Origin of the sequence: Emticicia fluvialis (assembly GCF_024793945.1) — a bacterium.
Classification (GTDB): Bacteria; Bacteroidota; Bacteroidia; order Cytophagales; family Spirosomataceae; genus Emticicia; species Emticicia fluvialis.
Genome location: NZ_JANUSD010000008.1, coordinates 194,258 through 207,398, shown reverse-complemented (window position 1 = coordinate 207,398; position 13,141 = coordinate 194,258). Strand labels below are relative to the sequence as shown.

Annotated in this window: 16 protein-coding genes and 1 tRNA gene; 14 read left to right on the top strand and 3 right to left on the bottom strand. The window is 42.5% G+C overall.

Annotation, left to right across the window (positions count from 1 at the left end):
* Positions 1-62: 62 nt before the first annotated feature.
* The 10 genes from rpmF to NZ848_RS21585 all read left to right on the top strand — a co-directional run bounded on the left by rpmF (position 63) and on the right by NZ848_RS21585 (position 7,371).
* Positions 63-254 (top strand): 50S ribosomal protein L32, encoded by a 192-nt coding sequence (rpmF, locus tag NZ848_RS11435; RefSeq protein WP_101726835.1) that lies wholly within the window; start codon positions 63-65, stop codon positions 252-254.
* A 97-nt stretch (positions 255-351) separates the two neighbouring features.
* The gene (plsX, locus tag NZ848_RS11430) at positions 352-1,293 is read left to right on the top strand and encodes a phosphate acyltransferase PlsX (protein WP_253532676.1); all 942 of its coding nucleotides are present in this window, start codon (positions 352-354) and stop codon (positions 1,291-1,293) included.
* Positions 1,294-1,428: 135 nt separating this feature from the next.
* Positions 1,429-2,415, top strand: coding sequence for a beta-ketoacyl-ACP synthase III (locus tag NZ848_RS11425; RefSeq protein ID WP_259015593.1), 987 nt, complete (start codon positions 1,429-1,431; stop codon positions 2,413-2,415).
* Between the two features lie 42 nt (positions 2,416-2,457).
* Positions 2,458-3,126, top strand: coding sequence for a hypothetical protein (locus NZ848_RS11420; protein ID WP_253532672.1), 669 nt, complete (start codon positions 2,458-2,460; stop codon positions 3,124-3,126).
* 33 nt (positions 3,127-3,159) lie between these two features.
* Positions 3,160-3,729: an elongation factor P gene (gene efp / locus NZ848_RS11415; protein ID WP_101726839.1), complete on the top strand. Its 570-nt coding sequence runs from the start codon at positions 3,160-3,162 to the stop codon at positions 3,727-3,729.
* Between the two features lie 309 nt (positions 3,730-4,038).
* A complete protein-coding gene (gene accB, locus NZ848_RS11410) occupies positions 4,039-4,512 on the top strand; it encodes an acetyl-CoA carboxylase biotin carboxyl carrier protein (RefSeq protein WP_259015592.1) in 474 nt (157 codons plus the stop codon).
* A gap of 92 nt (positions 4,513-4,604) precedes the next feature.
* The gene (gene accC, locus NZ848_RS11405) at positions 4,605-5,948 is read left to right on the top strand and encodes an acetyl-CoA carboxylase biotin carboxylase subunit (RefSeq protein ID WP_259015591.1); all 1,344 of its coding nucleotides are present in this window, start codon (positions 4,605-4,607) and stop codon (positions 5,946-5,948) included.
* Between the two features lie 23 nt (positions 5,949-5,971).
* On the top strand, positions 5,972-6,532 hold the full coding sequence (locus NZ848_RS11400; RefSeq protein WP_259015590.1) for a transposase: 561 nt from the start codon (positions 5,972-5,974) through the stop codon (positions 6,530-6,532).
* Positions 6,532-7,227, top strand: coding sequence for an IS3 family transposase (locus NZ848_RS11395; RefSeq protein WP_259015589.1), 696 nt, complete (start codon positions 6,532-6,534; stop codon positions 7,225-7,227). Before NZ848_RS11400 ends, NZ848_RS11395 begins: the two co-directional genes overlap by 1 nt.
* Positions 7,228-7,371, top strand: coding sequence for an IS3 family transposase (locus NZ848_RS21585; RefSeq protein WP_390890878.1), 144 nt, complete (start codon positions 7,228-7,230; stop codon positions 7,369-7,371).
* Positions 7,372-7,416: 45 nt separating this feature from the next.
* Here NZ848_RS21585 and NZ848_RS11390 read toward each other — a convergent pair whose 3' ends face one another.
* From NZ848_RS11390 to NZ848_RS11380, 3 genes are all read right to left on the bottom strand, one after another.
* On the bottom strand, positions 7,417-8,187 hold the full coding sequence (locus NZ848_RS11390) for a sulfite exporter TauE/SafE family protein (protein WP_259015588.1): 771 nt from the start codon (positions 8,185-8,187) through the stop codon (positions 7,417-7,419).
* A 66-nt stretch (positions 8,188-8,253) separates the two neighbouring features.
* Positions 8,254-9,225 carry an aldo/keto reductase gene (locus tag NZ848_RS11385; RefSeq protein WP_259015587.1) on the bottom strand — a complete coding sequence of 324 codons (972 nt, stop codon included), beginning with the start codon at positions 9,223-9,225 and terminating at the stop codon, positions 8,254-8,256.
* A 48-nt stretch (positions 9,226-9,273) separates the two neighbouring features.
* Entirely contained in the window at positions 9,274-9,834 is a 561-nt protein-coding gene (locus NZ848_RS11380) for a hypothetical protein (protein ID WP_259015586.1), read from the bottom strand.
* Between the two features lie 288 nt (positions 9,835-10,122).
* On the opposite strand from NZ848_RS11380, the gene NZ848_RS11375 reads away from it, so the two are divergent.
* The 4 genes from NZ848_RS11375 (at position 10,123) to eboC (ending at position 13,137) form a co-directional block, all read left to right on the top strand.
* Positions 10,123-10,195, top strand: a tRNA-Lys gene (locus NZ848_RS11375).
* 175 nt (positions 10,196-10,370) lie between these two features.
* Positions 10,371-11,213, top strand: coding sequence for an EboA domain-containing protein (locus NZ848_RS11370; protein WP_253532645.1), 843 nt, complete (start codon positions 10,371-10,373; stop codon positions 11,211-11,213).
* Positions 11,214-11,220: 7 nt separating this feature from the next.
* Positions 11,221-12,240, top strand: coding sequence for a TatD family hydrolase (locus NZ848_RS11365; RefSeq protein WP_259015585.1), 1,020 nt, complete (start codon positions 11,221-11,223; stop codon positions 12,238-12,240).
* A 15-nt stretch (positions 12,241-12,255) separates the two neighbouring features.
* Complete coding sequence (eboC, locus tag NZ848_RS11360) at positions 12,256-13,137, top strand: UbiA-like protein EboC (RefSeq protein WP_259015584.1); 882 nt, start codon at positions 12,256-12,258, stop codon at positions 13,135-13,137.
* Positions 13,138-13,141: the final 4 nt, after the last annotated feature.

Here is a 13,141-nt window from a genome sequence, read left to right as displayed (position 1 = left end):
ATAAAGTACAAAAATATTAATAGCTGCTTCAAAAAAGCCTGTTAATTAAATTAAATTGAACAATGGCACATCCAAAACGAAGACATTCGACAACCAGAAGAGATAAACGTAGAACTCATGACGCTTTGTCGACCAAAGCATTGTCAGTTGATGCAACTACAGGTGAAATTCACCTGCGCCACCGTGCACACGTATTTGAAGGAAACTTGTATTATAAAGGTAAATTAGTGGTTGAAAGCTACGAAAAAGCGTAATACTTTCGTAATAACACCTGATTCTGTTCTTTAGGAAGGTGGCTTCCGGGTGAAATTCAGGAAAAGGTTACTATTTATTCACTAAAGAAATTCCTTTATGAAAATTGCCGTTGATGCTATGGGAGGAGATTACGCCCCCAAAGCCATTGTCGAAGGTGCCGTAATTGCCGCTAATCATTTACCTGAAGGTACTAAAATTGTATTGGTAGGAAAACAAAGCATAATGCTAGATATTTTAAGAACATTAAAGTATCCTGCACATGCTATTGAAATGGTTAATGCCGATGACATTATCGAAATGAGTGAGCATCCCACCAGGGCATTTTCTCAGAAACCCAATTCCAGCATTGGAGTTGGGTTTAAACTTTTAAAAGAAAAGCAGGTAGATGCCTTTTGTAGCGCCGGTAACACAGGTGCTATGATGGTGGGCTCTTTGTTTACCCTTAAAACGGTAGGCAATATTCAGCGCCCTCCTATCGCTGGTTTTTTTCCGCTTAAAAACGGCGGCTACAGCCTTATGCTAGACATAGGCGCCAATGCCGACTGCAAGCCGGAAGTACTGGCCGAGTTTGCAGAACTTGGCTCTTTATATGCCCGATTCTCTTTCGGTATTGAACGCCCCAAAGTAGCCTTACTGAATATAGGTGAAGAAGAACAAAAAGGTTCTACCGTTGTTCAGGCGGCTTATCAGCTCTTAAAAATCAACAAAAAAGTAAATTTTATCGGAAACATCGAAGGCCGCGATCTATTAGAAGGCAAGGCTGACGTAATTGTTACCGAGGGTTTTACAGGCAATGTGATTTTTAAAATGGGCGAGTCGTTTTATGACTACGCCGCCGAAAGAGGTATTAAAGACCCGCTCATTGACCGCATGAATTATGAAGTGGGTGGTGGTAGCCCCATTATAGGTATCAGGGGTAACGTAATTGTGGCACATGGTATCTCAAGCCCCGAGGCTATCAAAAACATGATTCTGCTGGCCAAACGCCAGATTGAATCAAAAGTAACAGACCATATCATAGAAGCATACGAATACTGATAAACCCCGGCAGACAACCTGCGGGGTTTATCTGCATCATATTTATACAGACACTTTTCCCACTGAAAAACTAATCCCGAAAAAGAAAAGTATCCTTATCGTTTTCTTCTGAATGGGCTTGGAAAAAATTGTACAATGAAACTTAGAGCAGCTATCACGGGTGTTCATGGCTACGTGCCAGAAGATATTTTGACAAACGAGGATTTATCTAAGATTGTGGAAACCAGTGACGAGTGGATTACTACCCGGACAGGTATCAAACAACGTCATATTCAAAGAGGAGACGGTCTTGCCACCTCTCACATGGCTTCTGAAGCCGTGAAAGGTCTTCTTAAAAAAACCAACACTAAGCCTGAAGAAGTAGAACTGGTAATATGTGCAACGGTAACCCCCGACTACATGTTCCCGTCAACAGCCAATCTGGTATGTACCCAATGTGGAATTCCAACCATTGCCAGCTTTGATATTCTGGCGGCTTGTTCAGGTTTCCTTTACGCATTATCAATTGGCTCACAGTTTATTGAGTCTGGAAAATACAAAAAAGTAATTGTAATTGGCGCCGACAAGATGTCTGCCATTGTTGACTACACCGACCGCACTACTTGCGTACTGTTTGGTGACGGTGCAGGTGCTGTTTTGCTTGAGCCTACCACCGAAGAATACGGATTGATGGATTTTCTGTTACGCTCTGACGGAACAGGCGAGAATCATCTGATTATGAAGGGTGGCGGAAGCAGGTTCCCGGCCAGCCATGATACAGTAGACCAACGATTACATTACATCCATCAGGAAGGCCCATCGGTATTTAAATTTGCCGTAACCAACATGGCCGACATTTCTGCGGAAATAATGGAACGCAACCAACTTACCGGCGACGACATTGCTTGGCTGGTGCCGCATCAGGCTAATAAACGCATTATTGATGCCACTGCCCGCCGCATGGGTATAGGCGACGAAAAGGTAATGCTCAATATACAGAACTATGGTAATACAACTGCCGGAACTATCCCGCTTTGTCTTTTCGACTACGAAAAACAAATCAAAAAAGGAGATAACCTGATTCTGGCAGCATTTGGCGGAGGCTTCACCTGGGGCTCGGCTTATATAAAGTGGGCATACTGAGTAAACCAAACAACTGAGGATTTTTCTCTACAACGGCATACCATGAAGAAAATACTGATACTGACTTTATTACTTCTGGGTTTCAGAGGCTCGTTTGCACAACGGATAAGAGTGATTGAAAATTTTAGTGTAACCTACGGCTTTGAGAAGAGCACTTATGTTCCATCAATAATGTATGGGCAATCGTTGGTTTTAGGTGGTAAATATGCTTTTGCAGTTGGTACGGGTTTCAGACTTACCTCTTTTTTTACAGCTGGCAATGCCTTTAAAGGGCTGGAGTCCAGCAATACACGGGTGAGTTTTACTCCTTACCCCAGAGCCAATGCCAATGCGCTTAATGTACCCCTAATGCTGGAGTTCAGAACTTCGAAAATAGTGATAGGCGCTAACTTCGACATCGTGGGGCTGGCGTTCGGAAAAAGAAAAGATTCCCTGACTGTTTACAACAAATCGGGTTTAGTGTTAGACACCCTCAACGCCAAACCTACCCGGTACAATTTGGGCCTGGGGCAAAGAGGAACCACCAATAACGAAATTTATATTGGTTTCAGGCCGCAGGAAGAACTGACCATCAAAGTTGGCCTCAGCATGATTTTCAGCCAGTATGATGCCCGATACAGAAGAAACCGGAAAGATGTTCCGTTCGGGCGGTTTGGTTATGAAAGCCCCCTTCTGCCCTTTATAAGTGTGGTTTTTAATTTTGAACGATAATAACTATTTGATAATTAAGCTTACTGAACAGTAATGGCAACAACAGCAGATTTCAGAAATGGCCTTTGTATGGAGTGGAATAACGACCTCTACACCATTGTGGAGTTCCAACACGTAAAGCCCGGCAAAGGACCAGCTTTTGTTAGAACTAAACTCAGAAACCTTCGTACAGGAAGGGTAATTGACAATACTTTTACTTCAGGTGTAAACATTACAACTGCACGGGTAGAAAAAAGACAATACCAGTTTCTATATAAAGATGAAACAGGATTCAATTTCATGGAAGTTGAAACTTTTGAACAGATAAATATAGAAGAAAAACTGGTGCCACAGGCCGACCTGATGAAAGAAGGCCAACAGGTTGATATTCTGGTGCATGCAGAAACAGAAACTATTCTGAGCGTAGAGCTACCAACCTATGTTGAACTACGAGTAACCTACACCGAACCAGGCGTAAGAGGCGATACCGCCAACAGCCCGTCTAAACCGGCTACTGTAGAAACCGGCGCTACTATTAAAGTACCTCTTTTTATTGATACAGACGAGCTTATTCGTGTAAATACAACTACGTATGAGTACGACTCACGCGTGAAAGAGAAATAAGATATTTATAAAAGACGACATCGCATTTTATAGAAACCAAGCGTAACATGATACTGATTTTAAGTGACTTTTAATGCTTAAATCAAGCCCTGGCGCCTCAGCTTTCTTTGTGGGTGTCGTCTTTATGTTTACTTTTGCAGAAGATTAACCAGTTTTTTATGCGCTCCAACGCCAGACAACTTTCCACTGTATCCGGACCTTGTCTGCTGGCAAAAGCCCGAAGCGCCCCAGTTAAAAGCCGGTTTTCTCAAAAACTTCTGGAACCAAACAAACTATACTCATTTACAAAACGACAAATCTTTACCCTTCATGGAAACAAAGGACATTCAAAAACTGATTGATTTTATTGCACAATCAGGACTAGATGAAGTAAATATCGAAACATCAGAGTTAAAGTTGGCCATCAAGCGCTATTCAAACGTGGCTCCGGCTGCTGCTCAGCCGGCTCCGGCAGTAGTAGTACAGGCTCCGGTAGCCGCTCCGGTAGCTGCAGCCCCGGCTCCACAAGCTGCTCCGGCTGCGCAGGCTGCACCAGCCAGCAATCTGATTACCATTAAATCTCCGATGATAGGCACATTTTACCGTTCTGCCGGGCCTGATAAACCATCATTTGTAGAAGTAGGTGATGAAATCTCAAGCGGCAAGGTAGTCTGCATTATTGAGGCTATGAAATTGTTTAACGAAATTGAATCAGAGGTATCAGGAAAAATCGTGAAAATATTGGTTGAAAACGCCACTCCGGTTGAATTTGACCAACCGTTGTTCCTGGTTGAGCCTGCATGATTTTTTCAAGAAAAGGCGTTCTAACATTTTTTTATAAAAACTGTTTATAGATTTAATAGCCTAAATAGCATACAATTCCTAATTGACACTATATGTTCAAGAAAATACTTATAGCCAACCGTGGCGAAATAGCCCTGCGAATCATCAGAACCTGCCGGGAGATGGGCATAAAAACGGTGGCTGTTTACTCAACTGCCGACCGCGACAGTCTGCACGTACGCTTTGCCGATGAGGCAGTTTGTATAGGGCCTGCTATCAGCAAGCAATCTTACCTCAATATTCCTAATATCATATCCGCCGCCGAAATCACCAATGCCGATGCCATCCATCCGGGTTACGGTTTCTTATCTGAAAACGCCGAGTTTTCAAGAATATGCGCCGAATATGGCATTAAGTTTATTGGCGCCACTGCCGAGCAAATTAACTACATGGGCGACAAAGCTACGGCCAAAGCAACCATGAAAAACTCTGGCGTACCGGTAATTCCGGGTTCAGAGGGTCTGTTAGAGTCGGTAGAAGAAGGTAAAAGACTGGCCAAAGAAATCGGTTATCCGGTTATCATTAAGGCAACTGCCGGAGGCGGTGGCCGTGGTATGCGCATCATTAAAGAAGAAAGTGAATTTGAAAAAGCCTGGGACGACGCCAAGATGGAATCGGGCGCTGCTTTTGGAAATGATGGCTTATACCTGGAAAAATTTGTTGAAGAACCCCGCCACATTGAGATTCAGGTGGTGGGCGACCAATATGGCAAAGTATGCCACCTTTCAGAGCGTGACTGTTCTATTCAGCGCCGCCATCAGAAACTGGTAGAAGAAACACCTTCGCCAGTTGTATCGCAGGAACTACGCGAGAAAATGGGCGAAGCCGCCATCAAGGGTGCTGCCGCTATCGGATATGAAGGTGCAGGTACGATTGAGTTTCTGGTTGATAAATATGGCAAGTTCTACTTCATGGAAATGAACACCCGTATTCAGGTAGAACACCCCATTACGGAAGAAGTAACCGACTTTGACCTCATAAAAGAGCAAATAAAAGTTGCTGCCGGTGTGCCTATTTCGGGTAAGAACTATTTCCCTAAGTTATTTGCTATGGAATGCCGTATCAATGCCGAAGACCCTGGCAATGGTTTCCGCCCTTCGCCGGGTAAAATAACCAATCTGCACCTGCCAGGTGGGCATGGGGTAAGGGTTGACAGCCACGTGTATGCAGGCTATACCATTCCGCCCAACTACGATTCAATGATTGCCAAGTTGATTGTAACGGGGCAGTCAAGAGAAGAAGTTGTTACAAGAATGAAACGTGCATTACAGGAGTTTGTAATTGAAGGTATAAAAACCACTATTCCGTTCCATATAAAACTGATGGACGATGAGCAGTTTAAATCTGGTCATTTTACCACCAAATTTCTTGAAACCTTCGATTTCAGCGATTTATAAAAAAGAAAGCCCTCCGCAATACAATGCCCCCAAAAAGTCAGACACTTCTTGGGGGCATTTTTATGAATAAAAGGAACAAGTATGATTACGAATTCAGGCTTCAATGTGTAGAAGCCGTTTTAAAAGAACATCGTTCCATTATTTCAGTGGCTGCTGACAAAGGATTTGATCCATCAAATTTAAGGTTATGGATAATGTTCTATGAGCAATATGGCGAATTGGGTCTTCACCAGAGGAATAAACAATCCTATGAAGTATCTTTTAAGCTTAAAGTGCCAGAAACTATCAATAGAGAGTGTTTATCTTTGTGTTCAGCCTGTGTTAAATTCAATATACCTACTGAGCCAGTGATTATACGCTGGCGGCGAGAGTATGAATCAAAAGGGTTGTCGGGTTTATTACCTCAACCTAAAGGACGTCCTAAAAAGATGAAGCATCCTATCAAAAGAAAACCAGTAAAGTCTTCTGCCCCTTTAACAGACTATCAAAAGCTGCTGTTGGAAAATGAACGTTTAAAAGCGGAAAATGAACTACTAAAAAAGCTACAAGCCATAACTCAAACCAACAAAAAGCACAAACCATAATGGAGTTAAGGCATAGATATGATTTAGACGTATTGCTAAATTGTATGAACATGACCAGAAGCAGTTTTTACTATTATTCAAAGAAAACCAGGCTTACAGATAAATATGCAGACACTAAAGCATTGATTCAAAGTATTTATCATAAGCACAAGGGAAGGTTGGGATACAAACGTATTACACTCTTACTTCGTAAAAAAGGAATAGTAATTAATTATAAAACTGTTTTACGATTAATGCAATTCCTGGGTTTAAAGCGTATAATCAGAGTGAAGAAATATAAATCCTATAAAGGAGAACAAGGCAAAATCGCCCCTAATGTTTTGAACAGAGTAGTTAAGGCAAATCAGCCTAATCAAAAATGGGCAAACGATATAACTGAATTTAATGTGGCTGGCAGAAAACTCTATCTTTCACCTGTGATAGACTTGTTCAATCAGGAAATCATCAGCTATGAACTCTCTGAGCGTGCTGACTTTAAATGTGTGATAACTATGCTTGAGAAGGCCTTGAAAAAATCAGACAGACAAACACCATTATTATTACATTCTGACAAAGGTTGGCACTATCAAATGAAGCAATACAGGCATGTCTTTGAGAAAAGTGGAGTCACGCAAAGTATGTCCAGAAAAGGTAATTGTTTAGATAATGCAATTATTGAAAACTACTTCGGCATACTTAAGGCAGAACTATTTTAACTGAATAAATATCAATCAATTGATGACATAAAAAAAGAAATTAAGCAGCATATCAAATACTATAACAATGAAAGAATTAAACTCAATCTAAATGGAATGAGCCCGATACAATACCGAGCTCATCATTCTAAAATTTATTACTAATTTCGTCTAATATTTCGTTAGCAGTCTACCAGCAAAGGGCTTGTTTTATTTATAAAGCTGCCATACGTCATACCCAAACCGGAGAATGAGGCCAAACACCACAACCAGAAATATTACCCGCACAAAAGAGTTGCCGCGTAGGATAGCTATCCTGCTACCAACATAAGCGCCTGCCATATTACACAACATCATCGGAAAGGCAATCTGAAAAACCACAAAGCCTTTGCTGACAAAGAAAATGAGAGAGGCTACATCGGCTATTACATTTATGACTTTTGAAATGGCAGAGGCCGACAAAAAACTGTAACCAATCATGCTCACGAAGCCAAATACCAACAGGCTGCCGGTACCCGGCCCCACAAAACCATTGTAAAAACCAATAGCCATGCCTATCAGTAAGCCATATAGCGGAACCACCGCCAGGCTGAAACGGAGTTTTTCTTCATGCCCCAGATTCTTCTTCCGGTAGGTATAAAGGGCTATCACACTCATCAGCACTAATATGGTTGGCTTTAAGATGCGCGCACTCATGAGGCTGGATATTAACGCCCCTGAATAAGACATTACGGCCGCCCCTAACCCGGCATAGATAACGGTTTTCCACGGAATCTTCACCTTTTTGGCATATTGATACCCGGCCACGGCTGTACCCATAAAAGAGGCAAAACGATTGGTACCAATAACCTGCGGAACCGAATAGTGAGGAAACAATATAAACAAAGCAGGGACCTGCACTAAGCCGCCCCCGCCTACAATAGAATCAATAAAACCTGCAAAAAAAGCAGCTATGCAGGCCAAAACTGTGGTTTCTGACATGAATGTTATGGTGAATGAAAAAAGGAGAAATGACTTGGATGTCCTGTTCCTTTCTCACTTTTAAAACTATTGCGACCACTCAGTCGGGGTTCTGTCCCATCTGTGGCTTTTGAGTTTTAAACGAAGATTTTCGTCTAGTTTTTTGCCATCACTGGTACCGATATTGGCATCTACGTGGCGAATCTTTCTCATGCCCGGTATTATAGTATGTACATCATCGTTACCTAATATAAAACGAAGCGCCATTTCAGGCATCGTCATACCTTCTGGCACCAATGGTTTCAGGGCATCGGCATGTTCTACGCTCGGAATCAGGTTTTCAGGCACAAAATAGGTAGACCGCCAGTCATCAGCCGGAAACACCGTGTCTTTGGTTAGCAAACCGGTAAGGGTGCCTTCATCAAAAGGTACACGGGCAATCACGGCAATATCCAGTTCGCGACAAAGCGGGAACAATTCATCTTCCGGATTCTGGTCGAAAATATTGTATATTACCTGTACCGAATCTATCAGCCCGGTTTTCAGGGTTTCCAACACATTGGCGGGCTCCCAGCGGTTCACACTTACGCCAAAGTGTTTCACTTTGCCTTCCTGTTTCAACTTGGCAACTGCCTCTTTCCATTCATCTTTACCTGCCCAGGCGTCTTCCCAGACATGGAATTGCTGCAGGTCTATGCAATCAACATCCAGGTTACTCAGGCTTTTTTCGGTATACTCTATGATATGGCTGGCCGGGAAACAGTCTTCCAACAAGAAATGTGATTTTGACGGCCATGTAAAATTCTTTGGTGGAATTTTGGTGGCGGCATACAATCGCCTGTCGGCATATTTTTTCAATACCCTTCCTAAAATTTGCTCACTTTTACCCTCGGCATATCCCCAGGCTGTATCAAAAAAGTTACAGCCTAGTTCAACCGACCGGTCAAGCGACTGCCCTACTTCGTCCTGGTCAGAGCCGGTCCATCCCGCAAGGCCCCACATACCATAACCTATTTCGCTGACATTCCAGCCAGTACGTCCAAATCTCCTGTACTCCATAATTGATATTTAATATGATTAAAAATAAATTTTAAATTAACGCTCCCATCAGTTTTTTTCCCTTTTGGCAACTGCAGAAGCCCAGGCCACCAAGCCTGTTAAAAACAAAGCTATACTGATACCAAAGGTAGTCCATTTAAACATTCCTGCCGTTGAAGCCAGACTGGCAGTAGCGTTTATTCTTTCCGGATACGCCATCAGCATAGCAATATTACCAGCATTTTCTAACATATCGCTAATGAAAACCAGCAACGGAAAAACGTTGAGTTTCTGCATAAAACTATCAGCCTGAAAACCTCTTTTGAATACAAAACTCAACAACAACAAATTGGTAATGCTATAAAAAACAGGGTAAATGATATCTACACAGGCTTCCATCACAAAATAAATTTTTCTACCCTCTTCGCCATAGGCCGACAACAGTTGATAGGCTTCATCAGGCGTAAATCCAAATTTCAAATCTAGCACACCTAATACGCCCATTGGGTCAAACCTGGTTTGCAGGTAAGGCAAAACCACGCCTGAAATGGCCATTTGCAGCACAAAGAATATAATAATATTCCGGCCCGAAGCATTTCGATGAGCCAAGTCTGAAAGCGACGTAATCATAGCGAGGTCAGATCGGGTTAAAGGGATACACAAATATATAGAAAATGATGTATTCTCTTTCATTAACCCGAGTTAACAGAAGTAATTATTAGTTTTTAAATACCAATTGCAGGCACTGAAAATAATTTTAAATAATATAGCAGCAACAGGCCAAAAAAAATTAAATTTGCAGCGTATGAGACTCCGTAGCTCAGTTGGTAGAGCAACTGAGTGAACGTCACCCGGCGAACGTCGCTCGCTCTTAATCAGTGGGTCGAGAGTTCAGAAAATAATTAAAAGTAGTATAATGACTCCGTAGCTCAGTTGGTAGAGCAACTGACTCTTAATCAGTGGGTCGAGAGTTCGAGCCTCTCCGGGGTCACCTGATAATCAAGTACTTAGCAATCATGTTAAGTACTTTTTTGTTTTGGGGGCTTAACCATTTACACAAAATTGCCCCTTTTGTCTATTTTAATATCATTTTTGGTATAAATACTTTAATAAGCTCAGAATTCTTCTTTAGATTTGCTTCTAATTAATACAAAGTGCCTAACCTTATGAATTATTCTGCATTGTTGCTTGAAAAAATTAAAATTCAGGCATCTGCCAAAGAGCTTAGTTGGATTGAGTCTAAAAGTAATGGTAGTTTACAATCATTACAGGTAGCATTTGTGGCCGTACCAAGGTTTATCAGCAAAAGCCCTGTACTTGCAGCCGATACCATCAATGGTGTTTCTTTCGATAACTGGACACTGGATAAACTGGTAAGAGTCTATTTACTGGCTAGTCTGGATAGCACTGATAAGGAAACTTACACAAAAACACTGGATATCCTTTTTGATACTGCAGAAAACAATGAAGCCAGCGCTTTAATTGCGGCTCTCCCATTCTTGGCATTCCCCGATTATTGGCTTTTAAGAGCCACAAACGCCGTCAGGTCAAACATCGGGCCTGTTTTTGATGCTATTGCATTCGGAAACCCGTTCCCTAAAATTCATTTTTCTGAACCGGCCTGGAATCAATTAGTCTTAAAATGCATTTTTAATGATAAGCCCATTCATAATATAGACGGGCTTGATGAAAGAGCCAATCAGGAACTGGCCGATTCAATATCTTATCTGGCGCATGAGCGTTGGGCTGCAGGCAGAACTATTCCGTCTCAGGCCTGGCGTCTGGTAACCAGATTTATGAACGAGGCGATTCTGAAAGATATTGAGCATTTGTTTACAACAGGAACAGCCGCTGACACCATTGCGGCAGCAATTGTATGTGGCCAGTCTGATTTACCTGCCGCTAAAGACCTGCTAACGAAACAAACAGCCTTGCATGAGCAATGGCAGAACGGAATCCTTAGCTGGCAAATGGTAGAAGACCACCAAAGAAGTATTTTAAATTATTAAGTAAGTTATGTGCCAGAAACAATCAGAAATATCGCAGAATCCGTCACATTTTGAAGGAAGCGCAGAAGAGCTAAAAACTTCAAAAGAGATTCAGGCCAATTATACCGATTACATCAAAGGAATGAAGTTCTTTGACCCTCATATTCACATGACCTCAAGAACTACCGATGATTACACTGCGCTGATAGATGCCGGAGTGGTTGCCATCATTGAGCCGGCTTTCTGGCTCGGACAACCCCGCACAGGTGTAGACTCGTTCAAAGATTATTTCAGCAGCCTGGTTGGTTGGGAAAGATTCCGCTCTTCGCAGTTTGGCATCAAACATTATTGCACCATCGGTCTGAACTCACGCGAGGCCAATAACGAAGCACTGGCAGAGCAGGTAATGGAAGTATTACCTCTGTTTGTTTACAAAGAAGGTGTTGTAGGTGTGGGCGAAATTGGTTTTGACGACCAGACACCCGCCGAAGAAAAATACTACAGGCTTCAACTGGAACTGGCTAAAGAAGCTAACTTACCCGTTCAGGTACATACGCCTCACCGCGACAAGAAAAAAGGAACCGAACTGAGTATGTCTATTGCCCTGGAGCATGGCATTGACCCCGGCATGGTAATAATTGACCATAACAACGAAGAAACTGTTGAAAGTGTGCTGGAGCAAGGTTTCTGGGCTGCGTTTACTATTTATCCGTTTACCAAAATGGGTAACGAACGCATGGTAGAAATTGTAAAAAAATACGGTTCTGAACGAATAATGATTAATTCGGCCGCCGATTGGGGTATCAGCGACCCTCTGGCTGTACCAAAAACAGCCGCCCTGATGAAAATTAAAGGAATATCAGACGAAGACATCCGTCTGGTTACTTATCAGAACGCCATTGACGCTTTTGCGCAAAGCGGCCAGATAAATGTGGCAGATTTTGAAAACCCGGTAGTAATTGACCAGAGCCTGAAATTTAACGGGAACACCATTCTGAGAGGTGGCCAGATTCCGAGGGTTGATAAAAATTCAATTTTTATCTCTTAAACAACCGCTTGTATCTTGAATATTAAATCTTACATACAAATAACCCGCCCCGCCAACGTAATAACGGCAGTATCAGATATACTGGCCGGGGTTGCTATTGCTGTATTTTCTTTTTCGTATGAAGACGTAAATATCACGGGTGTTTTGTTTTTGTGCCTGGCCACTATGGGTCTTTATGGTGGCGGCATTGTGTTTAACGATATTTTTGACCTGGAACTTGACCGCATTGAACGCCCTGAAAGAGTGATTCCAAGTGGAAAGATAAGCAAGACCAATGCCGTTGTTTATGGCTCCTTTCTGCTGATTTCCGGAGTATTGGCGGCGTGGTTCAATAGCCCGCTTAGTGCAATAATAGCGGCTTTGGTTGCAGCCTGTGCGCTGGTTTATGACAAATATGGCAAACATCATTCCTTTTTCGGCCCTATAAATATGGGTTTATGCCGCGGCGGTAATCTGATACTGGGCATGAGTATCATTGAGCGCTCTATTGAGCAATGGTGGTTTATCGGCCTTTTGCCGGTTTGCTACATTGCTGCTATTACAATGATTAGCCGGGGCGAAGTGCATGGTGGTAATAAAAACACCTTATACTTTGCGGCGTTTCTTTATATTATGGTAAGTACAGCCCAATTGTATTTTTCGTATCAATTAAACAATCTTCCGGTAGCGGCAGCATTTGTGGTTTTACATATTTATCTGATATTCAAACCATTGCTGGCAGCCATAGCAAACCCGATTGGCCCCAATATTGGCAAGGCAGTAAAAGCAGGGGTTCTGTCGTTAATAGTCATGAACGCCGCGTGGGTAAGTGTTTCGGGCAATATTTTGCTGGCGCTGGCAGTGCTTTGCCTGTTACCTGTTTCAATATGGCTGGCCAGGTTTTTTGCAGTTACATAGCCCC